The organism is Kitasatospora sp. NPDC029312 (genome assembly GCF_055569215.1).
The window spans coordinates 12,696-36,684 of sequence record NZ_JBVHXY010000006.1 but is presented as its reverse complement, the minus strand read 5'-3'; the positions used below and the strand labels follow the sequence as shown (position 1 = coordinate 36,684).

The 23,989-nt window shown below is 73.0% G+C and carries 26 protein-coding genes; 22 read left to right on the top strand and 4 right to left on the bottom strand.

Going from position 1 to position 23,989, the window contains the following annotated elements; all coding sequences use genetic code 11:
• Positions 1-121: 121 nt before the first annotated feature.
• On the bottom strand, positions 122-1,246 hold the full coding sequence (locus ACZ4WV_RS07405; protein WP_465743766.1) for an ATP-grasp domain-containing protein: 1,125 nt from the start codon (positions 1,244-1,246) through the stop codon (positions 122-124).
• Between the two features lie 432 nt (positions 1,247-1,678).
• Between ACZ4WV_RS07405 and ACZ4WV_RS07400 the strand changes: the two genes are divergently transcribed.
• The 8 genes from ACZ4WV_RS07400 to ACZ4WV_RS07365 all read left to right on the top strand — a co-directional run bounded on the left by ACZ4WV_RS07400 (position 1,679) and on the right by ACZ4WV_RS07365 (position 10,545).
• Positions 1,679-2,899: a hypothetical protein gene (locus ACZ4WV_RS07400; RefSeq protein ID WP_465743764.1), complete on the top strand. Its 1,221-nt coding sequence runs from the start codon at positions 1,679-1,681 to the stop codon at positions 2,897-2,899.
• 77 nt (positions 2,900-2,976) lie between these two features.
• Positions 2,977-3,774, top strand: a complete 798-nt coding sequence (locus ACZ4WV_RS07395) for a cupin domain-containing protein (protein WP_465743762.1) — start codon at positions 2,977-2,979, stop codon at positions 3,772-3,774.
• A gap of 271 nt (positions 3,775-4,045) precedes the next feature.
• Complete coding sequence (locus ACZ4WV_RS07390) at positions 4,046-4,327, top strand: tautomerase family protein (RefSeq protein WP_465743760.1); 282 nt, start codon at positions 4,046-4,048, stop codon at positions 4,325-4,327.
• Between the two features lie 50 nt (positions 4,328-4,377).
• Positions 4,378-5,172 carry a cupin domain-containing protein gene (locus ACZ4WV_RS07385; protein WP_465743758.1) on the top strand — a complete coding sequence of 265 codons (795 nt, stop codon included), beginning with the start codon at positions 4,378-4,380 and terminating at the stop codon, positions 5,170-5,172.
• A gap of 7 nt (positions 5,173-5,179) precedes the next feature.
• Positions 5,180-7,009, top strand: a complete 1,830-nt coding sequence (gene asnB / locus ACZ4WV_RS07380; RefSeq protein ID WP_465743756.1) for an asparagine synthase (glutamine-hydrolyzing) — start codon at positions 5,180-5,182, stop codon at positions 7,007-7,009.
• The gene (locus tag ACZ4WV_RS07375) at positions 7,006-8,046 is read left to right on the top strand and encodes a PrpF domain-containing protein (protein WP_465743754.1); all 1,041 of its coding nucleotides are present in this window, start codon (positions 7,006-7,008) and stop codon (positions 8,044-8,046) included. Before asnB ends, ACZ4WV_RS07375 begins: the two co-directional genes overlap by 4 nt.
• The gene (locus ACZ4WV_RS07370) at positions 8,033-9,172 is read left to right on the top strand and encodes an acyl-CoA dehydrogenase family protein (RefSeq protein WP_465743752.1); all 1,140 of its coding nucleotides are present in this window, start codon (positions 8,033-8,035) and stop codon (positions 9,170-9,172) included. The genes ACZ4WV_RS07375 and ACZ4WV_RS07370 overlap by 14 nt, the downstream gene beginning before the upstream one ends.
• Positions 9,169-10,545 (top strand): dihydroorotase, encoded by a 1,377-nt coding sequence (locus ACZ4WV_RS07365; RefSeq protein WP_465743750.1) that lies wholly within the window; start codon positions 9,169-9,171, stop codon positions 10,543-10,545. Before ACZ4WV_RS07370 ends, ACZ4WV_RS07365 begins: the two co-directional genes overlap by 4 nt.
• Positions 10,546-10,647: 102 nt before the next feature.
• Here ACZ4WV_RS07365 and ACZ4WV_RS07360 read toward each other — a convergent pair whose 3' ends face one another.
• Together ACZ4WV_RS07360 and ACZ4WV_RS07355 are read right to left on the bottom strand one after the other, a co-directional pair.
• Positions 10,648-11,136: an aminotransferase class I/II-fold pyridoxal phosphate-dependent enzyme gene (locus ACZ4WV_RS07360; RefSeq protein ID WP_465743749.1), complete on the bottom strand. Its 489-nt coding sequence runs from the start codon at positions 11,134-11,136 to the stop codon at positions 10,648-10,650.
• Positions 11,070-11,333 carry a hypothetical protein gene (locus tag ACZ4WV_RS07355; protein ID WP_465743747.1) on the bottom strand — a complete coding sequence of 88 codons (264 nt, stop codon included), beginning with the start codon at positions 11,331-11,333 and terminating at the stop codon, positions 11,070-11,072. Before ACZ4WV_RS07355 ends, ACZ4WV_RS07360 begins: the two co-directional genes overlap by 67 nt.
• 13 nt (positions 11,334-11,346) lie before the next feature.
• On the opposite strand from ACZ4WV_RS07355, the gene ACZ4WV_RS07350 reads away from it, so the two are divergent.
• The 14 genes from ACZ4WV_RS07350 (at position 11,347) to ACZ4WV_RS07285 (ending at position 23,508) form a co-directional block, all read left to right on the top strand.
• Entirely contained in the window at positions 11,347-11,622 is a 276-nt protein-coding gene (locus ACZ4WV_RS07350) for a response regulator transcription factor (protein ID WP_465743745.1), read from the top strand.
• A gap of 255 nt (positions 11,623-11,877) precedes the next feature.
• On the top strand, positions 11,878-12,126 hold the full coding sequence (locus ACZ4WV_RS07345; protein ID WP_465743743.1) for an acyl carrier protein: 249 nt from the start codon (positions 11,878-11,880) through the stop codon (positions 12,124-12,126).
• A gap of 56 nt (positions 12,127-12,182) precedes the next feature.
• The gene (locus tag ACZ4WV_RS07340; protein ID WP_465743741.1) at positions 12,183-13,424 is read left to right on the top strand and encodes a beta-ketoacyl-[acyl-carrier-protein] synthase family protein; all 1,242 of its coding nucleotides are present in this window, start codon (positions 12,183-12,185) and stop codon (positions 13,422-13,424) included.
• Positions 13,421-14,560 carry a beta-ketoacyl-[acyl-carrier-protein] synthase family protein gene (locus tag ACZ4WV_RS07335; protein ID WP_465743739.1) on the top strand — a complete coding sequence of 380 codons (1,140 nt, stop codon included), beginning with the start codon at positions 13,421-13,423 and terminating at the stop codon, positions 14,558-14,560. Before ACZ4WV_RS07340 ends, ACZ4WV_RS07335 begins: the two co-directional genes overlap by 4 nt.
• Positions 14,557-15,495, top strand: coding sequence for a beta-ketoacyl synthase N-terminal-like domain-containing protein (locus tag ACZ4WV_RS07330; protein ID WP_465743737.1), 939 nt, complete (start codon positions 14,557-14,559; stop codon positions 15,493-15,495). The genes ACZ4WV_RS07335 and ACZ4WV_RS07330 overlap by 4 nt, the downstream gene beginning before the upstream one ends.
• A gap of 71 nt (positions 15,496-15,566) precedes the next feature.
• Entirely contained in the window at positions 15,567-16,346 is a 780-nt protein-coding gene (locus tag ACZ4WV_RS07325) for an alpha/beta fold hydrolase (RefSeq protein WP_465743735.1), read from the top strand.
• A gap of 44 nt (positions 16,347-16,390) precedes the next feature.
• Complete coding sequence (locus tag ACZ4WV_RS07320; RefSeq protein WP_465743733.1) at positions 16,391-17,410, top strand: thioesterase family protein; 1,020 nt, start codon at positions 16,391-16,393, stop codon at positions 17,408-17,410.
• A gap of 52 nt (positions 17,411-17,462) precedes the next feature.
• A complete protein-coding gene (locus ACZ4WV_RS07315) occupies positions 17,463-18,572 on the top strand; it encodes a beta-ketoacyl synthase N-terminal-like domain-containing protein (protein WP_465743731.1) in 1,110 nt (369 codons plus the stop codon).
• Positions 18,573-18,645: 73 nt separating this feature from the next.
• The gene (locus tag ACZ4WV_RS07310; protein WP_465743729.1) at positions 18,646-18,915 is read left to right on the top strand and encodes an acyl carrier protein; all 270 of its coding nucleotides are present in this window, start codon (positions 18,646-18,648) and stop codon (positions 18,913-18,915) included.
• Entirely contained in the window at positions 18,912-19,322 is a 411-nt protein-coding gene (locus ACZ4WV_RS07305; RefSeq protein WP_465743727.1) for an ApeI family dehydratase, read from the top strand. Before ACZ4WV_RS07310 ends, ACZ4WV_RS07305 begins: the two co-directional genes overlap by 4 nt.
• Entirely contained in the window at positions 19,319-19,837 is a 519-nt protein-coding gene (locus tag ACZ4WV_RS07300; protein WP_465743725.1) for a 3-hydroxyacyl-ACP dehydratase FabZ family protein, read from the top strand. The genes ACZ4WV_RS07305 and ACZ4WV_RS07300 overlap by 4 nt, the downstream gene beginning before the upstream one ends.
• Entirely contained in the window at positions 19,830-20,576 is a 747-nt protein-coding gene (gene fabG, locus ACZ4WV_RS07295; RefSeq protein WP_465743723.1) for a 3-oxoacyl-[acyl-carrier-protein] reductase, read from the top strand. Before ACZ4WV_RS07300 ends, fabG begins: the two co-directional genes overlap by 8 nt.
• Positions 20,577-20,593: 17 nt before the next feature.
• A complete protein-coding gene (locus ACZ4WV_RS07290; RefSeq protein ID WP_465743721.1) occupies positions 20,594-21,211 on the top strand; it encodes a DsbA family protein in 618 nt (205 codons plus the stop codon).
• 254 nt (positions 21,212-21,465) lie between these two features.
• Entirely contained in the window at positions 21,466-23,508 is a 2,043-nt protein-coding gene (locus tag ACZ4WV_RS07285) for an ABC1 kinase family protein (protein WP_465743719.1), read from the top strand.
• A gap of 84 nt (positions 23,509-23,592) precedes the next feature.
• Here ACZ4WV_RS07285 and ACZ4WV_RS07280 read toward each other — a convergent pair whose 3' ends face one another.
• A complete protein-coding gene (locus ACZ4WV_RS07280) occupies positions 23,593-23,988 on the bottom strand; it encodes a hypothetical protein (RefSeq protein WP_465743717.1) in 396 nt (131 codons plus the stop codon).
• Position 23,989: the final 1 nt, after the last annotated feature.

Here is a 23,989-nt window from a genome sequence, read left to right as displayed (position 1 = left end):
CTGCCCGTCATCGTTCCCCCCATGCCTCCCGCTTCCCCCCCTCCTCCCCCTCCCCCCCCCCCCCCCCCCCCCCCCCCCCCCCCCCCCCCCCCCCCCCCCGGGCCCGACGGGGCGGCGGCGGTCAGCCGGCCGAGGCCGCCGACAGCAGGTCGTCGGCCTCCCGCTCCGCCTGCTCCGGACGCTCCACGACGACTCCCGCCGCGAACCAGTCGACCAGGCCCTGCAGTCGGCGGGCCAACTCCTCCTCGTCGGAGGCCGAGACGACCGCGTGCCCGGCCCGGGTCTGGGGAGCGGCGCCGACGTCGTTGCGCAGGCTCTCGTCGAGGGCGCAGAACACCACCCCCGGCCGGGCCGCGACCTCCTCGTGGCTCGGCATCGCCCGCAGGACGCCGGGCGGAGCCGGCAGGCACACCGCGCCGAACACGATGTCGTCCGGGTATCCCGGCTCGGCGGTCAGGCCGCACGGCCGACCGAGCACCATGCGGGCCCACTCGTCCCGGAGGTTGACCTGGAAGGCGCGCTGGAAGAGGTCGTCGACCCACAGGCCGCCGACCCGGGCCGCGCACTCGCCGAACACGACGCGGCCGTCGGAGCCCTGGAAGGCCTCGAGGTGGAACACGCCGTCCCGGTACTCCAGGGCGGTCAGCGCCGTGCGGGCGAGGGAGCGCATCGAGCGGTACAGCTCCTCGTGCCGGTCGGGCCGCAGGGCGGTGCTGCCGACCAGTCCGCCGGTGGGCATCCCGATGACGTTCTGGTGGTACCGGGAGACGCCCAGGACCCGCACCTCGCCGTCGCGCACCAGCCCGTCGACGTGGAACTCGGTGCCGGGGACGTACTCCTCCAGCAGCCACGGCCCGCCACTCGACGCGGAGGCCCGCTCCAGGCACTCCCGGAGGTGGTCCGGGCCGAGGGCGACGAACGTGTTCTGGGAGCCCTTTCCGTCGAGCGGCTTGAGGACCCGGGGGAATTCCAGTGAATCGAAATCAAGCACCGTGGTGGAATCCACCGTCTCGCACGCGGCGGTCGCCACGCCGGCGCTGCGGACTTTCCTCTTCTGGATGAACTTGTCGCGCATTCCGAGGGCCTGGACCGCGGCTCCGCGGCTGAAACCGTAAAGGTCGGAAATGGCCGCGGCCGGCACCACGCAGAACTCCAGGACGCTGCACACCGCGTCGAATTCACTGACCGGGACCTCGGCGCGGACGAGACCGCCGAGGATCGCCGACACGTTCGTCGGATCGGTCACGACCACCGTCGAAACGCCTGCGGCCTGGGCTTTTGCGAGGTCTTCGGGGGCGACCGCACAGGTGACCCTGGCCCCGGCGCGGGTCAGTGCGGCCACCGCGCGGGGCATCCAGCCAATGTGGAGAACATGGGGGAGCTGCTTCATGTATACGCTCCAGAGATCGGGCGAAACGCCTGTCCGGCGAAATCTCGATTGCCCGGAGCATGCTAACAGCCGCCCATCTGACGCGCCATCGCCATCAATCCGAGAAAGGCGCGTGATCCACGCCACATTCGCTGCGGTATTGCCCGGCGCATTTCTCGGGTAGCTTTTCCGTCGCCGCCCGGGACAGACGTTCGACGGGCCACTCGCCCCGAGCTGCCGGCCGCATTCCCGGACCGGACAGCCGTCGAGGCGTCCGACGCCGTGCCACTGCATCGACAGGAGGACTGCGTGACCAGGAAACACGATCAGGACTCGGGTCCCACGCTCGGTGAGGTCCTGGGCTCCTTCCGGCCGGCCGGCCCGCCGGGCGCCGAGGTCCGCGAGCGCCGTCGGCAGCTGGCGGAGTTCGTCCGGGCCGCCGAGCCGCGGGTCCACCGGGCGCCGCCCGCCGACCGGGAGCGGATGCGCCGACTGCTGGGGTGGGACGACGAGTCGCTGCACCGGTTCATCGAATCGCCCATGGTAGTGCACACCTCGACCCACGCCAGCCTGAACGCCTACGCCCCCATGCTGGCGTTCCCGTGGTACGCCCTGCGGCTGATCACCCGGGCCACCGGCGCCCCCGACGGCGGCACCCACCTGCGCACCCTGCTGACGCACAACAACGTCACCGACAACCGCTGGAAGCCCAACGCCTGGTGGCGCAGCGACCGGAACGGCCGCCTGGTGCGCACCCAACTGCTCAGCCAGCGGCCGAAGTTCCGGCACCAGGTGCTGCTGACCCAGCCCGTCCCCGAAGTCACCGCGGACGACCTGACCCCGGGCGACGCCGAGGCGCTCGAACTCGCCCGCCACGCCACCAACTTCGCCTACTTCGCGATGATCTACCGGATCTCGCTGGAACGGCGGGTCGGGCTGCACGTGCCGGGCGGCACCGTCGAGGTGCCCATCGACATGATGAACACCTTCTCGCTCACCCGAGGCGACTACGGCGGCTGGGTCGACGCCCTCTACGGCGGCGGCCACGGGTTGCGGGGCATCGGCGCGGACAACAAACTGGCGGACCTGCCCCGGGAGAGCGCCGCGGCACTGCCCCCGCCCGAGGCACTGGACCTCCGTTCGACCCTCATCTGCCCCAACTACATGAACCTCGGCCACGCCTACCGGATGTCCGTGAGCGCGACCATCGGCGCGGACCGGATGACCTCGTACGAGGCCGACATGGGCGAGGTGCTGTCCCACTTCTTCCTGACGCTCGGCGAGGAGTTCGACCGCCCGCAGTTCCTGGGGGTCTCCCGCACCGACATCGACCTGCTCGCACCGTTGCCCGAGCAGCTCGTGGCGGACCTCGCCGAGCAGGGCGGCCAACCGTCGTTCCCGCTGTACGCGGCGGCCTACGGGGAGCGGCTCGTGCCCGCGCTCGACGCGGCCCTCGAGCACCCGGTGGGGGCCGTCGCGACGATCAGCGCGCGCACCGCGGCCGCCCCGGCCGCCCGGGCACTCGCCTGAACCGGAAGCCACCACGCCGCCCGTCGAGAAACCCGTCGAGAAACCCATCGAGAGACTCATCGAGAGGAAGTACCGCAGTGACCAGTTCCGACCAGCACGGCGTGATCATCCGCCGCAGCGAGCTGACGTTCACCGAGGAGGACGGCTGCCGGGTGAGCCGCCCGGTCGGCCCCCACGTGGGCGCCGAGTTCGTCTCCGTCGACATCGTGCGCATCCCGCGCGGCGCCAGCTGGAAGCCGGACGTTTACCGGCAGGAGGAGACCACCGCCATCGTCTTCGAGGGCACCGGCACGGCGCAGGTGGGCGACGAGACCAGCCCGATGACCAAGGGCTCCACGGCCTACGCGCCGACCGACCTGCAGCTCACCTTCACCGCCGACAGCGACGAGCTGACGGTGTACTTCTGGCGCGCCGTCCTGCCCGAGGACAGGCCCCGCAGCGCCGCCCCGAGGTTCTTCAACACCGTGTACGACACCTCGAAGGGCATCCACAAGTTCGCCGGCACCGGGGAGGTCGCCCCGGTGGACAACGAGCGGCGCGCCTACATGAACTTCCCGCACTGGCCCGGCAACGGCTGCGCCTACCTGTGCATCAACAGCGGCATGGGCGCGCCGGGCAACACCTTCAACATCCACGCCCACCCGGGCGCGGAGGACGCGCTGTTCGCGCTGGAGGGGAGCGGGCAGTTCTTCCTCGGCGACCAGTGGCTCGACATGGAGCCCGGCGACGGCGTCTTCGCCCGCGCGGGCGCGCTCCACGGCACCCGCAACCCCGACCGCCCGGGCGCTCCCGAGCTGTTCGTCTCGGTCGGCGGGCCCGTCCCGTACGACGCGGACCTCTACCGCGCGGCGGGCCTGTCCCCCGAACTCGTCTAGCACCCGCGAACACCCGGGCGCCCTCACGCGCACTCACGTGGCACCCGGGCGTCGTCACGCGTAGCCCCGGGGGGGGGGGGGGGCGGGGGCGCCCCCCCCCCCCCCCCCCGTCCCCCCCCCCCCCCCCCCCCCCCCCCCCCCCCCCCCCCCCCCCCCCCCCCCCCCTCCCCCCCCTTCCCCCCCCCCCCTCCCCCCCCCGCCCGCCCCCCCCCCCCCCCCCCCCCCGCCCATCCGGCGGTACGCCGCCATCCGGAGAGAAGGTGTGTGTTCGATGCCAGTGGTCACCGTGGACTGGTGGAGCGGGAACGAGCAGGAGAGCCGGCGCGAGCTCGTCGAGGAGGTCACCGCGACCGTGGCCAGGATCGCCGGGTGCCCGCAGGACGCGGTCACCGTGATCATCCGCGACGTGGAGCGGACCCACTGGGGCAAGGGCGGCCGACTCGCCGTGGACCTCGCCGACGACATCACCGCGGACCTCGCCGCGGATCCGGCGCCGGACACCGACTCGGCCACCGCATCGGTGACCGGCTCCCGCACCGCCTCCGCCAACTGACGGTTCGACATGACGCCCGGCAGCGGCCGGAGCGTCGGGAAGGCACACTGATGGCCGTTTCTGAACAGGTCGGCGCGATCGTCCGGGCGTCGGAGCTCGTCTTCCACCCGGTGGACGGATGCTCGGTGGCGACGGCGGTCGGCCCCGAGCTGGGCGCCGGGATCATCCGGCTCGACGTCGTCCGGGTCCCCGCCGGCGGACGGTGGGAGCCGGCCGGATCGGCGGAGGAGGAGAACGTCGTCGTCGTGTTCGCCGGCTCCGGCGAGGCCGGCTCCGGCGCGGACCGCGCCCGGGTGGCCAGGGCCGACGCGGTCTACGCCCCCACCGGCGACCGCTACTCCCTCGCCGCCGCGGACACCGAGGACCTGACCGCCTACGTCTGGCGCACCCGCCTGCTGCCCGGCCGCACCCGCGGGGCGCAGCCGGCCCGCTTCAGCAACCTGTGGCGCACGGACACCCAGCTGCGCGGCTTCGGCGGGACGGGCCAGGCCGCCGCGTCCGACCGGACCGCGACGATGAACTTCCTGTTCTGGCCGGGCACCGGCACCCCGCAACTCTGCCTCCACTGCGGGGTGATGCAGCCGGGCGAGTACTTCAACGTGCACGTCCACCCCGAGAGCGAGGAGGCGTTCATCGCCTTCGAGGGGACGGGGCAGATGTACCTGGCCGACCGCTGGATCGACGTCTCGCCCGGGGACGCGCTGTTCGCCCCGCCCGGCGTGCCGCACGGCACCCGCCACGACGACGAGGACCCGGCGGCCCCCCGGTTCGCGACCTGCGGCGGCCCGACCCCCTTCGACCCGGTCCTCTACCAGCGCGCCGGTGTCCCGGCGCAGGTGAGGTGACGCGCGGATGTGCCGAATATTCGGGCACTTCGACGCCCAGGTCACCGCGCACGAGCTGAGGACCGTCTCCGCCGTCCAACGGCACGGCGGCCCGGACGCCCAGGCCCGGGCGGTCGGCCGCGGTTGGGCGCTGGGCATCAACCGGCTGGCCGTGATGGACCTGGCCGGCGGCCGCCAGCCGTACCGTCTGGGCGAGGACATCACCGTGGTGTTCAACGGCGAGATCTACAACCACGCCGAGCTGCGCCGCCGGCTGACCGCCCGCGGCCACCGGATCGACGACGACTGCGACGGCTCGGTGCTGCCCGCGCTCTACGCCGAGTACGGCCCCGACTTCACCGACCACCTCGACGGCATGTACGCCATCGCCGTGATGGACCTGAGGGACGAGCCGACGCTCGTCCTGGCCACCGACGACGTCGGCATGAAGCCCCTCTATTACCAGTGGGACGCGTACCGCAGGCAGTTGCACTTCTCCTCCGAACTGCCCGCGCTGCTCGCCTTCCGCGGGGTGCGCGCGGCCCTGTGGGAACCAGGGCTCGACGAGTACCTGTCGACCAAGACCCCGTTCGGCGAGCAGACGATGTTCGACGGCATCCGGGTGCTGCCGCCGGCGGCCACCGTCCGGGTCAGCCGCTCCGGCGGACTGCGGATTTACCGGCGGGCCGAGCCCGCGCGACCGGAGCCGGACACCGACCCGGCGGCCGCCGCCGAACGCGTGCTCGCCCTGCTGCGCCAGGAGACCCACCGCCTGATCCACGCGGACGTCCCGCTGGCCGCGATCACCAGCGGCGGCCTGGACTCCAGCCTGGTGTCGGCGCTGGCCGCCGAGGCCGCCGAAGGCCTGCACAGCTTCAACATCGCCTACACCGGCCGGTGGCCGAGCGACGAACGGCACTTCGCCCGCGAGGTCGCCGAGCGCAACGGCACCCGCCACCACCAGGTGGAGATCGACCCGGAGACCTTCCCCGAACTGCTGCCCGACGTGGTCTGGCACCTCGGGCAGCCCAACGCCGACCCGATCACCCTCAGCACCCACGCGCTGTTCGGCGCGGTGCGGGACGCGGGCTTCACCGTGGCGCTCACCGGCGACGCGGCGGACGAGCTGTTCGGCGGGTACGACCGGATCCGCAGGGCCGCCGAGACCCCGGACGGCGAGGACTGGATCAGCGGGTACGTCGAGGCCCTCGCGGCGGTGCCGGCCGCACTGCGCACCGAGCTGTACACCGCGGAGTACCGCCACTACGTCGCGGCCCGGGGGCCGGCCTCCGAGCGCATCGCCGGGGAACTGGCCGCCTCGCCCCACGGACGGACGGAGACCCTGACCGCCTTCGAGGTCGGCCGGCGGCTGCCCGCGTACCACCTCCGCCGGGTGGACCACCTCAGCATGTCCGCCTCCGTGGAGGTGCGGCTGCCGTTCTGCCAGCCGGCCGTGCAGCGGTACGCCCGCTCGCTGCCGTCGGGCCTGAAGATCGCCCGGGGCCGGGGCAAGGACGTGCTGTACCGCGCCGCCGCGGGGTTGCTGCCCGACTCGGTGCTGAACCGGCCGAAGCAGCCGTTCACGCTGCCGATCACCGCGATGATCGCTCCCGGCGCGGCCCTGTACGGCTACGCCCGGGACGTGCTCTCGCCGGCGGCGCTGCGCCGGCACGGACTGGTCGACCCGGCCCGGGTGGAGCGGCTGTTCCAGGAGCAGGCGGCCCGGCCTTCGGAGCGCTCCGCGCTGGCGCTGTGGTCCCTGATGGTGCACCAGCTCTGGGTCGACCAGTTCCTCTCCGCTCCGGGCCCGAAGGCGGACGAAGCCGCCGGTCCGACCGGCGACGGGACGGCCGCGTGATCGCGTACATCGCCACGGCGGACGGGGCGCCGTGCCCGACGCTGGTGCTCGACGCAGCCGAGCTGCCCGCCGCGGAGGCCGAGCTGCGGCCGGTGCTCACCCGGGTGCGGAGCTGGCTGGTGGAGAAGGGGCACGCCGACGTGCTCAAGATCGCCATCGTGGCGCCGTCCCCGCACCCGCTGTTCGACCTGGACTACCGCTTCGTGCAGTGCCTGCCGGACCGGCAGGACGGCTTCGACTTCCAGGGCAGCTGCGGCCATTCGATCCTCGCCAGCCTGGTGGTCGCCCACGCCCGCCGGTGGACACCGCGCCCCGCACCGGGCGACCGCGTCCGGCTGCGCATCCTCAACAACGGGGACCAGATCGTCTGCGAGGTCGACGAGTCGCGGCGGCACGGCGGCAGCTTCACCATGTACTTCGTCCAGCCACCGGGGAAGAGCATCGGCCGGGCCCTGATGACCGGCAACCCGGTCGACCGGCTGACCACCCCCGCCGGCTCCTACGAGGCGTCCCTGGTGTCCCTCGGCAACCCCTACGTCTTCGTGGACGCCAAGGAGTTGGGGATCGGATCGCAACGCGAACTGTTCGGGGCCGGGGACGACGTCTTCGAGGAACTGCTGCGGATCCGCCGCTCCGCCTCGGCCCTGCTGGGCGTGCCGGACACCAGCGTGTTCCCCAAGATCGCGATGGTCGGGGCCTACCGTCCGGGCCGGCTGAGCGCCCGGGCCGTCACGGTGCCGCGCTGGCACCCCACGCTCGCCCTCACCGGCATCACCTGCCTGGCCGCCGCGGCGACCGCGGCCGGCACGGTACCGGCCCGGCTGTTCGAGGCGGCCGGCGGGCGGCTCCCGCAGGTCGACATCGAGACCCCGGGCGGCCTCGCCGTCGCCACCGCCGAGGTCGAGGACGGCGCGCGGGGGACGTTCCTGCAGTGGGTGAGCGTGAGCCGCAAGGAGGCCCGGATCCGGTCCGGGCCGCTCGAGATCGCACCAGCCATGACCATGCTCCCGAGGAGGCTCGACGGTGCCCTTCACTGAAGCCGTAGCCCGGTCCGACAGCCGCGAGGCACTGGCCGAACGGTACGGGCCGCTGTACCGGATCCTTGAGGCGGAGGCCGCCGCGGCGGACACCGCCGGCGCCCTGCCCGGCCGGGTGCTCGACGCGCTCCGCTCCTCGGGGATCCTCGGGGCGGCGATCCCGCGCGAGTACGGCGGCCAGGGTGGCGACGCCGTCCTCACCAACCGGCTCGTCGAGCAGGTGGCCGGGCTCGACCCGGCCGTCTCCATCATCCTGTTCCAGCACTTCGCGGTCAGCGCCCGGATCACCGAGTGGGGAACACCCGCCCAGCGCGCCCACCACCTGCCCCGGCTCGCCGACGGCTCGTGGCTCGCGGCCTCCGCGTGGAGCGAGAGCGGCGCCGGGGCGGACAAGCGCAACATCGCGACCAAGGCCGTCCGGGCCGGGGACGGCTGGGTCCTCGACGGCGCCAAGGCGTTCACCACCGGCGCGGGCCTGGCACAGGTGTACCTGGTCCTCGCCCAGTCCGCGGCGCCCGCCGGCGGCGACCTCGGGTACGGCAGTGACGGGCAGAGCTTCTACCTCGTCGAGGCCGACAACCCGGGACTGGTCGCGGACACCAGCCTGGACCTCGTCGGCATGCGCGCCTCCGCGACGGGCTTCGTCGAACTGCGCTCCTGCGCGGTGCCGGGCAGCGCCCTGCTCGGCCCGGCCGGGAAGGCGGCGACGATCATCGCCGGTGTGCGCGAGTCCGGGGCGTCCCTCGGCGCCGTCGCGGTCGGCATCGCCGACGCCGTCTACCGGATGGCGCTCGCCAAGGCCCGGCAACAGGGCCTGACCGGGGACCGGTTGACCCGCGACCGGCTCTCCGACCTGTCCGCCCGGGTGGAGGCCGCCCGGGCCGTCGTCGAGGCGGCGGGCCGACGCGAGGGGCCGAACCCCGGCCTCACCACCCTGCGCAGCAAGGTGATGGCCTCGACCCTGGCCGAGGAGATCTGCCTGCAGGTGCAGCGCCAGCTCGGCAGCGCCGGCTTCGTCGCGGACCACCCGGTCAACCGGCTGGCCCGCGACGTCCGGGCCGTCCGTCTGATGGGCCCGACCAACGACCTCTGTCACCAGTTGATCTCCGCGGAGCAGCCGTCATGACCGAACACGAAGGACCGTACGACCTGGTGATCCGCGGCGGCCGGCTGGTCACCCCCGAGGGTGTCCGGCCGGGCACCGTCGCGGTGCGCGGCGGCCGGATCAGCGCCCTGCTGCCGCCGGACGCGCAGCCGCCGGCCGCCGAGACCCTCGACGCGGCGGGCCTCCACGTGCTACCCGGGGTGATCGACTCCCACGTCCACTTCCGCACCCCCGGGCTGACCCACAAGGAGGACTGGGAGCACGGCAGCCGGGCCGCCGCCGCGGGCGGTGTCACGACCGTCATCGACATGCCCAACACCCAGCCGCCGCTGCACCACCCCGAGGACGCCTGGGCCAAGGCGGCGCTCATCGAGGGCAGGTCCCTGGTGGACTACCGCTTCCACATGGGCGTCGGCACCGACACCGTGGACGTGCTCGCCGACCTCGACCCGCGGGTGGCGACCTCCGTCAAGGTGTTCATGGCCGGCCACCACACCGCCCCGCACGTCATCCACGACCCGAAGGTGCTCGCCAGGATCTTCGCGGTCGCCGCCGACCGCGGCCTGCGGGTGGTCCTGCACGCCGAGGACGGCGGGCTGTTCGACCTCCTCGACGGCTACCTCCCCGCGCCCACCAGCTACGGCGCGTACGAGCCCGCCCGCCCCCGCACCGGGGGGATCGTCGCCGTGGCCCGGGTCATCGAACTCGTCCGGGAGTACGGCACCGCCGCCCACGTCCTGCACACCTCCTCGGCGGAGGAGTGCGACCTGCTCCTCGCCGCCCGGCAGGCCGGCCTGCCAGTCACCTTCGAGGCCACTCCGCACCACCTGTCCTTCACCCGCAACGACATCACCCGCCTCGGCGCCCGCATCCGGCTCAGCCCCGCCATCCGGGAGGAACGCGACCGGGAACGGCTGTGGGAGGCGCTCATCCACGACGGCCTGGCGACCGTGGGCAGCGACCACGCCCCGCACACCGTCGAGGAGAAGACCCGCCCGGCCGCGGACGCGCCCCCCGGGCTGCCCGGGGTGCAGGAGCTGCTGCCCGCCGTCTTCACCGGGATGCGGCAGCGCTGGCCGGACCGCCCCGTCGACGAACTGCTCACCCAGCTGGCGCGGTTGAGCAGCCGGCGCCCCGCCGAGCTGTTCGGTCTGGGGAGCAGCAAGGGCCGGATCGAGGCCGGCTTCGACGCCGACCTCGTCCTCTTCGACGCGGACGCCACCTGGTTCATGACGGCCGGGGACGTGCGCTCCAAGTGCGGCTGGTCCGCGTACGAGGGCGCGACCCTGGTCGGACGCCCGGAGACGACGGTGCGCCGCGGGGAGGTCATCTTCGACCGGCGGACGGGCGTGTTCGGCGGCCCGAACGGCCGCTGGCTGACCGGGGACGCGTAGCCGACCGGAACTCCGGGAGGCCGGAAGCCGACCGGGCCGGAAGCCGACGGGGCCGAGGAGGCCGTTTCCCGGGGTGGGAACGGCCTCCTCGGCGCCGCGGCCTCAGGCGTTCGGGGCGGTGAGCAGGGCGGCGAGGGCGTCGAGGCCGCGCTCGACGGCGTCGGGAGTGAGTTGGGTGACGGAGAGGCGGAGTTGGTGGGTGCCGCCGGGAGCCGGGTAGAAGTGCGACATCGGGGGCCAGATGACGCCGTGGCGGGAGGCGGAGCGCTCCAGCAGGGCGTCGTCGACGCGCAGGTGGGGGACGGTGAGGACGAGGAAGAAGCCGCCGCGGGGGGTGTTCCAGGTGATGCCGGTGGCGGGCGGGAAGCGCCGGGCCAGGCCGTCGAGCAGCAGGGCGAGGTTGCGGCGGTAGAGGGCGGCCGTCCCGGCGTTGGCGGCGCGCAGGCTGTGCCCGTGTTCCAGCAGGGCGCCGCCGATCACGGCCTGGGCGATCGGTGAGGTGTTCACCGTGGCCATGCTCTTGATCACGGCGAGCAGGTCGGCCAGGAGGCTGGTGCCGCCGGCGCCGTCCAAGACCAGCTGGTCCGCCACGACGTAGCCGACCCGGGCGCCGGGGAACGCCCCGTCTTGGCGAAGGAGCCCAGGTGGACGACCCGGCGGGCGGTGTCCAGGGCCTTCAGCGAGGGCAGGCGGTCCTCGCCGGCGAAGACGCAGTAGGGGTTGTCCTCCAGGATCAGGACGTCCTCCTCGGCGGCCAGCGCGAGGAGGTCCCGGCGCAGGTGAATCAAGATCTACGAACTGATGTGGGACCGCGCCGAGCCGGTCACCTACCTCGAGGGCCACCACCGCCCCCCGCTGCTCACCGACCGTACCCGGCAGAACGTCCTGCGCCTGATGGTCAACGGCTACACCGACGAGGCCATCGCCTCCCGCCTCGGCATGAGCACCCGCACCGTCTCCGGCCACATCCAGAAGGCCAGCGAACTCCTCGGCAGCCGCAGCCGAGGCCACCTCGGCTACATCATCGCCCGCGAAGGCGTCCTCGACGCCCCCCTCGAGGCCTGCGACCGCTTCTGACCGCCGCCCGCCGCCGAGCGGGGCGAGCGCCGGCGGCGGGCCGCCCTTCCCGACCGCTCCGGCCCAGGCCGGTGTGCCGGCGCGTTCCCGTCCCAGGTAGCGGTGGGTCAGGACGACTGTCGTTCCCCGCCGGTGGACTTGGCAGGTTTCTGCAACCGGCATTGCCGCGTTCCGCGGCGGTGGCTTAGAAAGATCTCCGGCAGAAAACCGGGCGGTGGCCCAGAGGTGCCGCGCCGAAAAGGAAGGGTACCCATTATGGCTTCGTACGACGAAAACATGCAGAAGATCAAGGAGATCGTCTGCGACATTCTCGAAATCGAGGAGGACGAGGTCAGCGAGACCAGCCTCTTCAAGGAGGACCACGCCGCGGACTCGCTTCGTTCGATCGAGATCCTGGCGAAGCTGGAGAAGGAGTTCAGCATCACCATCGACCAGTCCGAACTGGCGCGCATGGTGAACCTCAAGGGTGTTTACGAGGTGGTCTCGCAGGCCGCCGGCTGGTAATCCGGCGACATCGTCAAAGGCAGGGCACGGCCGGAGCAGGAGACGGAGAGGGCGGGATGGCAATGTCAGGGCGGACTGGCCCGCGCAGGGTGGTGATCACCGGGCTGGGCGTGGTCTCCAGCATCGGGATGGGAGCCGGTGAGTTCCTGCGGGGCCTGCGCGGCGGAAGCAGCGGGGCCAAGCCGATCACCGTGTTCGACGTGGAGGGGTTCGACCACGCGAACGGCTGTGAGGTGGTCGGTTTCGAACCCGAGCGGTGGATCCGCCACCTGCCCGTCGACCAACTCGGCCGGGCGACCCAGTACTCCGTCGCCGCCGCCCGGATGGCGGTCGACGACGCCGGGCTGGACCTCGAGGTCTGGCGGTCGCTGCCCGGTGTCGTGACCGTCGGCACCACCGACGGCGAGTCCCGCGACCTCGACTACATGGTGGAGGCCGAAGTCCGGTTCGGACCCGAGCACATGGCGCCCGAGTCCGCCCGGCGTGTCGCGGCCGGGCGGCTGTCCGCCGCCATCGCCCAGGAGCTGCAGCTGGCCGACGTCGAGGCGGTGACGATCCCGACCGCCTGTGCCGCCGGCAACTACGCGATCGGCTACGGCTTCGACGCGGTCCGCTCCGGCGAGGCCGAGTACGCCCTGTGCGGCGGCGCGGACGCGATGTGCCGCAAGACCTTCTCCGGGTTCTACCGCCTGGGCACCATCGCGCCCGACCGGTGCCGCCCCTTCGACGTGGACCGCAAGGGCATCCTCACCGGTGAGGGCGCGGGCATCCTGGTGCTGGAGAGCCTGGACTCCGCGCTCGCCCGCGGGGCGCGCATCTACGCCGAGGTGCTCGGCTACGGCCTGAACTGCGACGCCTACCACCAGGTGGCGCCCAACCAGGACAGCGTCGGCCGGTGCATGGAGATCGCCCTGGAGAACGCCGGGGTCAAGCCGGAACAGGTGGACCTCATCTCCGCCCACGGCACCGGCACCAAGGCCAACGACGTCACCGAGGCGCGCGCGATCCGCGAACTGTTCGGGGCGCAGCCGCCGAAGGTCATCTCCATGAAGTCGATGATCGGCCACACCATGGGCGCGGCGAGCGCGCTGTCCGCGATCGGCTGCGCGCTGGCCATCACCAACGATTTCATCCCCCCCACCATCAACCACACCACCACCGACCCGGAATGCGATGTCGACTGCGTGCCGAACACCGCCATCGAGGCGGAGTTGCGGATCGTCCAGAACAACGGGCTCGCGTTCGGCGGCAACAACGCGGTGGTGCTCCTCGGGAAATTCGACGAGGTGCCGGCATGACGTGGGCCGTGACCGGTACCGGCGCGGTCGCCAGCGTCGGGCGCGACCCCGGTGAGCTGTTCGCCAACCTGTGTGCGGGCGTCTCCGGCGTCGGTACGCTGAAGGGCTTCGACCTCACCCGCCACGACGCGCACTTCGCCTACGAGGTGGACGACCGTCCCGAGCCCGGGGCCGACGTCCCGCGCCGGGCGACCGCGCTGCTGGTCGACGCGATCGCCCAGGCGGCCCGCGACGCGGGACTCGACGAGCACGACCTCAGCGGCGTGCCGATCCTGATCGGCACCGGCCTGCGCGAACTGCGCTCCGTCGAACTGTGGCAGCGCGACGGCATCGACTTCCCCCCGCAGGACCTGCACTTCGGCACCGCACTGCGCGCGGTCTTCAACGCCGACGACACCCACACCTTCTCCAACGCCTGCTCCGCGGGCCTGTACGCGCTCGCGCTGGCCACCGACCTCCTGGCGGCCGGCACGGCCGAGACGGTGATCGTCGCGGGCGTGGACGTGCTCACCGAGACCATGTACGGCCTGCTGGAACGGGTCCAGCCGGTGCCGCCGGAGCGGGTGCGGCCCTTCGACCGCAACCGGGCCGGTGTGCTCATGGGCGAGGGCGCGGCGGCCGTCGTGCTGACCCGCACGCCCGCCGCGGGCCGCAGGGTGCACGGTGTGGTGCGCAGCGTCGCCGTCAACTGCGACGCGTACCACGTGACCGCCCCCGATCCGGTCGGCATCGCGGAGGCCATCCGGCAGGCCCAGGCCGACGCGGACCGCAAGCCCGCGGACATCGACCTGGTCATGGTGCACGGCACGGGCACCCTGCTCAACGACGAGGCCGAGGCCGTCGCCCTCGCCGACGTGTTCGGCGAGGACGCGGACAAGCCGCTGATGACGGCCATCAAGTCCATGACGGGCCACACCTCGGGAGCGTCCGGACTGCTCAACCTGGTCGTGACGCTGACGGCACTGGCCGAGGGCCGGGTGCCGCCGACCGTCGGCCTGGACGACCCGGTGGAGGAGGCGGCCGGGTTCCGGTTCGTCACCGCAGAGGCCGCCCAGGCACCCCTGGCGGTGGCCCAGTTGAACGCATTCGGCTTCGGCGGCGTGAACGCCGTGGCGATCGTGGAGGCGGCCCGATGAACGTCGTGGTGACCGGGACCGGCGTGGTGCTGCCCCGCGCGGCGTCGGCCGGCGAGCTGATCGAGCCGGGGCCGTCCGACGCGCCCCCGGTCGAGCCGAAGGACATCGTCGGCAGGAAGGGCCTGCGCTACAAGGACCGGGCGACCCAGCTGGCCTACTGCGCGGCCCAGGCGGCCCTGCGTGACGCCGCGTTGGTGGACGACGAGGGCCTGAAGGTCGCGCCGCTCAGCGTCGCCGTGGTGGTCAGCTCCAACTACGGCAACCTCGACACCATCACCCGGGCGATGGACACCATCACCCGCGAGACCGCGGCCGCCGGCAGTCCGATGGACCTGCCGAACGCCTCCAGCAACGTCGTCGCCTCCTCCGTCGCGATCCGCTTCGGTCTGCGCGGCCCGAACCTGATGCTGTGCAACGGCGCCACCTCCGGGCTCGACGCCCTGCGCTGGGGTGCCGAACTGATCCGCGCCGGCCGGGTCTCCCGGGCGCTGGTCCTCGGGGTCGAACCCGACAACGAGGCGGTGCACGCCTTCGTCGGCGGCGCCCGGACGGTGGACGGCTCGGCGGCGGTGGTGCTGGAGAGCGCCGAAGCGGCGGCCGAGCGGGGTGCTCCGGCACTGGCCGTGCTGGGCGACGCCGTGCGCGGCGCGGGCCTGGCGGCCTCGCTCGCCAAGCTGGCGGACGCGGCCGGTGAACGCCCCGCCCTGTGGCAGGTGCCGGAGACGGACGCGCCGCCCCGGGCGCTGCTGGCCGGCGTGCCGCGGCAGGACCTCGGCGCCCGCTTCGGTCTTGCCTCCGGCGCGCTGGGCGTGCTCCAGTGCGCCGCCGCCGTCGGCTGGTTCGCCCGCGGCGGGGCCGGACCGGTGGTGGCCAGTGCGGGCGGTGACGCCGACGACGCCAGCGCGGCGCTCGTCCTGCTCCGGCCGGCGGCGTGATGCCAGGCCCGGGCAGCCTCCTCACCGCCGGAGCGGCGCCGGAACCCGAGCCCGGCGCGACGCTCGCGCCCGTGAGCGTGCACCGCCGCGCGGCCGGGGGCCCCGGCCGGATGCTGCTGCTCCACGGCCTGGCCAACAGCGCGAGCGTCTGGGACGCCTTCCTCGCCGCCCCTCGGCGGGACGACGGCCCCGAGGTCTGGGCCGCCGAGCTGCCCTGGCGCGGTGACTGCGTGGCCCACTGGAGCTCGCGCGGCGACGTGGTGCCGTACGTGGCCGACGCCCTGGGCGCGGTGCCCGGCGGCGCCGGCGTGGTGGTCGGCCACTCGATGGGCGCCAACAGCCTGCTGGAGTTCCTCCACCGGCAGCTGGAGCACGGCGCCGACCCCTTCACCGAGTACGGCATCCGCGCCCTCGTGCTGGTGTCCCCGTTCTACCGCCGCTCGGTCGAGGACTTCACCTGGCAGTCGGTGGAGATCGCCGTCCGGAACTTCGTCCGGACCATGACGGAGGGCGTGCGGGTGCACGCCGGCGGCCGGGTCCCGGACGACCTGGTCGAGGAGCTCGGCGCCCGGGTCCGCGAGCGGGTCGGCGCCTACGGCTGGATACGGTTCTTCGAGACCTACCTGGCCACGCCCCGGCTGCGCACCGAACGGTTCCCCGTGCCCTGCCTCGTGATCGCGGGCGAGCACGACTCCATCGCGCTCCCGGAGGAGGGCCGCCTGCTGGCGGCCGACCTGCCGCAGGGGCGCTTCCACCTGCTGCCCGGCAGCGGGCACTTCCTGATGATCGAGCAGGCGGGCGACCTCGCCGCCGTGGTCGACCACTTCGTCAGCACCTTGCCGGCCGCGTGAGAGACAGGCGGCCCCGGACCCACACCACCAGGGGAGCACCTCCGATGACCACCGTGACCGAAAGCGCAGTCAAGGCGCTCCTCACCAGCGAGACGACGGTGCCGCTGCGCACCCGCTTCGAGGGCGCCAACATCTGCACCTGGATCGGCTTCAAGCACATCAACTACCTCGTCGAGGAAGCCGTCCTGCTCCACTTCGCCGAGTCCGGCCTGGACGCCCGCACGCTCTACACCGAGCACGGCCTCGGCGTGGACCTCGTCGACCTCGACACCCGCATCCTCAGCGCCCTCCTCATGGACGAGACGGTCGAGGCGCACGTCGTCCCCAAGGCCCTCGACGAGGACACCGCCCTCTCCTTCACCGTCACCCTGACCGGCGGGCGCGACGGCTCGCCGACCAAGCTGGTCGCCGCCCGGGGCAAGGCCGTGCTGCGCCGCGAGAGCTACATCGAGGCGCCGAGCGAGCCGCCGGCGCCGATCGCCCGCTTGGTGACGGACCGCCTCGGCACCCCGGTGCCCGGCCTGCGGACGCCGCCCGCCCTCTCCGGGCTCGACCTCACCGCGGCCACCACCTCGCTGTCCGCCGGCCGCGGCACCACCGGCCCCGACCCGGTGCTCGACCTGCTGACCGCCGGCAGCAACTCCTTCGGCTGGAAGTGGCGCATCCCGTACCCGTACTGCCACTTCTCGGAGCGCCTGCAGATGTCCAGCTACCTGCGGCTGATGGAGGAGGTCGTCGACCTGTTCCTCGCCGACCGGGGCATCTCGGTGCGGACCCTGATGGACGAGCGCCGCTGGATCCCCGCCTGCCCGCACTCGAAGATCCAGATCGTCGACGAGGCGCTCATGGAGGAGGAGGTCTACACCGTCTACACGGTGGAGGACATCTTCAAGGACTTCACCTACACCTCGCGGATGGACTGCTACGTGGTCCGCGACGGCGAGCTGGTCCAGACCGCCACCGGCAAGGTCACCCACGGCTACGCCGTCGTCGACAACCGCCGCGAGTGGAACCTGGTCACCTTCGACGAGCGCGTCGCCAAGGCGCTCCGGGGCGAGGCCTGACCGCCGTGCCGGTCCGGCAGGCGAATCCGCGGAGAGCAACGGAGTAGAGGTTATGAGGACGACCCCGACACTTGAGAACCGTACGGTCATCACGGCCTGGTCGGCGGTGTCGCCGTTCGGCATCGGCCGGGCGGCGTTCGCCGAGGGGCTGCGGGAGCGCCGGGCGGCCGAGGCGCCGCTGGACCGCGAGCCCTGGCAGGCACCCGCCGAAACCGCCTGCCTGGTACCGGACTTCGACATCCGCGCGGTGCTCGGCAAGAAGGGCACCCGGTCGATGGACCGGGCCACCGGCCTCGCCGTCACCACGGTCGGCCGGCTGCTCGACGACGCGCCGCGCAACCGCCGGGTCGCCACGGGCGAGGACTCCGCGCTCGTGCTCGGCACGACCATCGGCAGCGTCCAGAGCCAGATGGACTTCACCCGGGACTCGTTCACCGGCGAGAAGCCGTACTTCGTGGACCCGGCCCGGTTCCCGAACGCCGTGATGAACTGCGCCGCCGGGCAGAGCGCGATCTGGCACCAGCTCAAGGGCGCCAACACCACCATCGCCGGCGGCCACGCGGCCGGGCTGTACGCCCTCAACTACTCCCGCCGGCTGCTCCAGTTCGGCCGGGCGCGGACCGTGCTGTGCGGCGCCGTCGAGGAGTTCTCACACGCCCGCTCCTGGCTGGACGCCCACTCCCACGACCCCGAGGCCGACGGCGCGGCCCGACCGGCCGGCGAGGGCTGCGGCCTGCTGCTGCTCGAACGCGCCGCCGCGGACGACCCGGACCAGCCGGTCCTGGCCGAGCTCCTCGCCGTCCGGATGGGCATCGCCCTGGACGGTGACGTCCGCACGGCCCTGACCTCCTGCGTGCAGGGCGCGCTGCGCCGCGCGCAGGTGCGGCCGGAGGAGCTGTGGGCGGTGTCCACCAGCGAACTGCCCGGCCCACTGGGCGAGCAGGAGCAGGCCGTGGTCGAGGCGGCCACCGCCGGCGCGGCCCCGCGGCGCCTCACCCAGACCGCCCTGCTCGGCGACACGGTGGCCGCGTCGGCCGCCTTCCAGGTGGCCGGCGTCCTGGTGCACGCCGAGGACGACCCCTCGGCCTCGGGCCGCGTCGCCCTGGTCACCTCGGTCGACCGGGACGGCGCGGTCGGCTGCGCCCTGATCCGTCTCCGCTGACCATCCCGACCATCCCGACCATCCTGACCATCCGCTGACCACCAATCCCCGACCCCACGGAAGGAACACCGCCATGACGACCCAGGAGGCCTCGGCCGCGGCCGTGCTGGACAAGGAGGACCTGCGCGCGGCGATCGCCCGGGTCCTCGACGTGGACGTCACCGAGGTCGGTGACGACACGCGCTTCGTCGAGGACCTGGAGGTCGACTCCCTGCTGGCGCTCGAGGTGGTGGTCGCCCTGGAGAAGAAGTACGGTCTGCGGCTGGAGGAGAGCGCGTTCCCCCGGATCACCTCGCTGGGCGGCGCCTACGAGGTGCTCGCCGAGAAGCTCCGGTCGGCGTGAGCCGGCCGCGAACGGTCAGCCCCGTCACCGCGGCGGTGCGGCTGGCCCGGCCCCCGGTGCCCGACGCCAGGGGCCGGACGGCCGCGGCCACCACCGTCGCGGTCGGGGCGGACGAGCCGGTCCTGCCCGGGCACTACCCGGGCTTCCCGATCTTCCCCGGGGTCTGCGTGATCGAGTGCGTACGGCTCAGCGCGCTGGCCGCGCCGCCGCCGGGGGCGGGGCCGCTGACGATGGACGAGGTGGAGTCGACGCGCTTCCTGAGCCCGGTCTTCCCGGGTGACGAGCTGAGCGTCGAACTGACCTGGCGCGAGGGCTCCGCCGCCTGGACCTGCACGGCCGAGGTCGCCACCGCCCGCGCGGCCGCCGCCCGGGTGCGCGTGCGCTTCACGACAGAGGAGGAATCGTGACGGGCACGGACCGAACCGGTCGCGCCGGGCAGCCGGAGATCCGGCGGGCCCTGCCGCACCGCTTCCCGATGCTGCTGGTCGACCGCGTGCTCGACGTCGTCCCGGGCGAGCGCATCACCGCCGTCAAGGCCGTCACCTGCAACGAGCCCTGGTACCGGGACGTGCCCGAGGGCGCGGAGGACTTCGGCTACCCGCAGGTGCTGCTGATGGAGTCCTGGTGCCAGGCGGCCGGCCTGCTGGCCACCTGGAAGGAGCCCAACCCGGACGTGCTCACCGGCAAGGTGATGCTGTTCGGCGCCGTGACCGGCCTGCGGTACCACGGACCGGTGCTGCCCGGGGACGTCCTGGAGCACCGGGCGACCATCACCAGGACGCTCGGCGACACCCTGATCATCGCCGGCGAGAGCCTGGTCGACGGCACACCCGTGCTGACCGTCGACAGCGCCGTGCTGGCCTTCCGCCCGGCCGAGGAACTCCGGCCCGCCCCCGCCCTCATTGGAGAAAGCCATGGCTGAGAACGAAACCCGGGTGGCGCTGGTCACCGGCGGCTCCCGCGGCATCGGCCGCGCCACCGTGCTGCGCCTCGCCCAGGACGGCTTCGACGTCGCCTTCTGCTACCAGTCCAACGAGGAGGCGGCCCGGCTCCTGGAGAAGGAGGTGCGGGACCTCGGCGTCCGCGTGCTGAGCCGCAAGGTCGACGTGCGCGACCTCGCGTCGGTGCGCGGATTCGTCGAGGAGACCGAGCGGGAACTCGGCCCGGTCGACGCGGCCGTGACCGCCGCCGGCATCACCCGCGACAACCCGCTCGTCCTGATGAAGGACGAGGAGTGGCACCAGGTGCTCGACACCAACCTGGACGGGGTCTACAACGCCTGCCGCGCCGTCGTGTTCGGCATGATGAAGCGCAAGGGCGGGGCGATCGTCAACATCTCCTCGGTCGCCGGCGTCTACGGCAACGCCACCCAGACCAACTACTCCGCCTCCAAGGCCGGGATCATCGGCTTCTCCCGGGCCCTGGCGAAGGAGGTCGGCCGCTACGGCATCCGCGCCAACGTGGTCGCCCCCGGCTTCATCGACACCGACATGACCTCGGTGCTCACCGACAACGTGAAGGACAAGGCGCTGGAGTCGGTGCCGCTGGGCCGCCTCGGCACCGCCGACGAGGTCGCCGACCTCGTCGCCTACCTGGTCTCGCCGCGTGCCGGCTACATCACCGGCGCCGTCCTGCAGATCGACGGCGGCATCACCATCTAGAGTCCCAGGAGCCTGAGTTGGCGCTCGAAGCGGCACGCTGGTACTTCTCCCTGCGCAGCCCCTACTCGTGGCTGGCGTTCCGGGAGCTGACCGAGAACGCCCCCGACGTGGCGGAGCGGATCGAATGGCGCCCCTACTGGGAGCCGGGCGGGGCGACCGCCCGGCTCCTGGCCGGGACGGACGTCCGGCTGCCCTACGTCCCGATGTCGAAGGAGAAGCACCTCTACATCCTGCAGGACGTCAAGCGCCTCGCCACCGAGCGGGGCCTGACGGTCGCCTGGCCCGTCGACACCGCCCCCGACTGGGACGTCGCCCACCTCGGCTGGCTGGTCGCCGAGGACGCGGGCCGGGGCCGCGACTACCTCGGCCAGATCTACCGGGCACGCTTCGAGCTGGGCCTGGACATCTGCGACCGGTCCGTCGTCGCCGACGCCGGCGCGGCGGCCGGCCTCGACCCGCACGCCGTCGCCAACGCCGTCGACGACCCGGCGATCCTCGCCCGCGGCGTCGAGGCGCTGCGCACCCTCGGCCGCGACGGCGTGTTCGGGGTGCCGTTCTTCATCCACGGGCCGGACAAGTTCTGGGGCTCCGACCGGCTGGCCGGCTTCCTGGCGAGCGTCCGCGCGGCGGGGTAGCCGGGCGGGGCACCGGTGGCATCAAGCTGACACATGCCGCCACTCGGCCGGGGCGTTGGGTCTAGCGTGGCTGACACGGTACCGGGTGGTTCGGGGCCGGCCGGTGGCGTGGGCGTGCTCACTCCGGCGCCCGCACCCGGGGCCGTGATCGCCCGGAAGGGGACGCGCGCTACCCGAGGAGCAGCACTTTGAGCGCCGCCGCACCATCACCGTCCGCGACCGTTGCCGTGACAGCCGCTCTCAGCGCTCAGACCATGCCGCTCAGACTGCTCGTCGTCCTGGTCGCGGCGGCCTCCTTCGTCGCCATCGTCGCCGGGATCTCGGCGGTGTCCCGCCGGCTGCTGGGGATCCGGGTCGGTCCCCTGCGGGCGTTGTCCGCCGGCCTGATCGCGGTCGGGACGTCGATCGCCCTGAACCCGGTGTTCGAGGACCAGGGACGGCTCGGCCTCCTCACGGTGCTGAAGTTCGCGCTGGCGGTGCTCGCCGCGATGGGCTCGTTGGTGTTCATCGAGGTCTTCGTTCCGTCCGGCGCCTGGGCGTGGCCGGTACAGCTGTGGCGTGCCGTGCGGACGCGGTTGAGCCGCGCCAGCAGGTACTCGCAGCTGAGCCGGATCTTCCTCCGGCACGGGCTGGGCCGGTTGCTGAGCGGTCGCAGCAGGATCGAACAGGCGCTTCGGCCGGGCGAGTTCGGTGAGAGGTCGGCGCGTGCGGTCCGGCTGGCACTGGAGGAGTGCGGGGGCGCGTTCATCAAGCTGGGCCAGGTGCTCTCCACCCGGCGCGACCTGCTGCCCCCGCACTTCATCGAGGAGCTCAGCCGACTGCAGAGCGCCGTGACGCCGGTGCCCTGGCCGGAGGTGGAGGAGGTGCTCCGGCGCGAGTTGAGGAGGCCGGTGGACGCCGTCTTCGAGTGGATCGAGCACGTTCCGCTGGCGGCCGCGTCGATCGCCCAGGTCCATCGCGCGAAGCTGCGCGACGGGCCGGTGGTCGCCGTCAAGGTGCAGCGGCCCGGCATCCGCGAGGTGGTCGAGCGGGACCTCGACATCGTCGTCGCGATGACCCGCAGCCTCCAGGAGCGGGCCCGGCTCGCTCCCGGGCTCGGGTTGCGCGACCTGGGCACCGGGTTCGCCAAGTCGGTCCTGGAGGAGCTCGACTTCCGCATCGAAGCGCGCAACGCGGTAGCCGTCGCGGCGTCGAGCGGCGGGCACGGCACCGACGCACCGGTGCGCATCCCCCGGGTGTACCTCGAGTACACCACCGCGCACATCCTGGTCCAGGAATACCTGAAGGGCGTCACCCTCGACCGGGCGGGCGCGGCGGCCGACGCCCGGGGGCTGGACCGGAGGGAACTCGCCAGCCGGGTCTGCGGCGCGGTGATCCACCAGATCCTTCGCGGCGGCGTGTTCCACGCCGACCCGCACCCCGGCAACATCCTGCTGCTGGAGAGCGGACAGATCGGACTGCTGGACTTCGGTTCGGTGGGACGCATCGACCAGACGATCCAGCAGGCCATCCGGGAGATGCTGTGGTCCATCGACCGGGGCGACCCGTCGGGTCTGCACGACGCCCTGATCGACCTGCTGGGCGCGCGCGCGACCGGCGGCGAGGACCTGATCGTCGACACGCTGCTGCTCGAACGGGAGCTCGGCCAGTTCATGGCCCAGCACCTCGGTGTCGGCGCCCGACCCGACGGGGACATGTTCGGCGCACTGTTCCGGATCCTCGCCCGCTTCGGGCTCTCGGTCCCGCCCCAGGTCGCCGCGGTCTTCCGGGCGATGGCCACCCTCGAGGGCACGCTGAGCCTGCTCGCGGACGACTTCAACCTGCTGGAGGAGGGGCGCGCCATCGTGGCGGGGCAGATGTCGGACCAGTTGAGGTTCCGCGGCCGGCCCCGCAGCGGCAACGGTGACGGAGGCATCCGTTCCGGGGTCACCACGGCCGCCCAGGACGCGCTGCAGGAGATGATGTCCGTCCTGCCCATCCTGCGGCGGCTGCCCCGGCGGGCCGAGCGGATCAGCGCCTCGCTGGAGGAGGGCCGGCTCGCGGTGCGGGTCAGGGTGTTCGCGGACGAGCGCGAGCGGCGGTTCGTATCGGGGCTGATCCACCAGATGACGGTCACGTTGCTCGCCGCCTGCACCGGACTGATGGGGGTGCTCCTGATGGTGTTCGGCACCGGACGCGGCCCGCACGTCACCCGGAGTCTGGAACTGTTCCCCTTGATCGGCTACCAGACACTGGCGTTGAGCGGAATCCTCATGCTGCGGGCGCTGTACACCGCCATGCGTCGGCTGACCTCCTGATCCGCCGACCCGGTGGGCCCGCCCGGCGCCGAGGGCGAGCGAGCAGTGGTGCGGCTCGCTCTCGACGGTGGCGGTGCCGGTCGGTCAGAGGAAGCAGATCATCTCGTAGTCCGGCCACACCCGGGCCGACTCCTCGGCGGAGACCCGCTCGACCCCGTCGATCAGTCGATCCTCTCCGGCCAGTCCGGACGCGTGGAGGCCCGGCTCCTCCACGCGGACCCGGATGCCCGCCGCGAGGAGCGCCAGGACGTCCTGCCGCGGGTCGGACGGCCGTTCGACGACGCGGTTCCCGAACCGCAGCGGCGCCACCCGGGCACCGCGCGCCGCGTAGCTCACCGCTTCACCCCTGAGCAGGATGTCCAACCCGCCCATCTGCCGGTGAAGTTCGCGCACCAGGTAGAGACTGTCGACGAACTGCTTCTCGACGGCGCCGCGGTATCCGCGGTCGATGATCCCCAGGACCTTCGCCTGTTCGGCCATC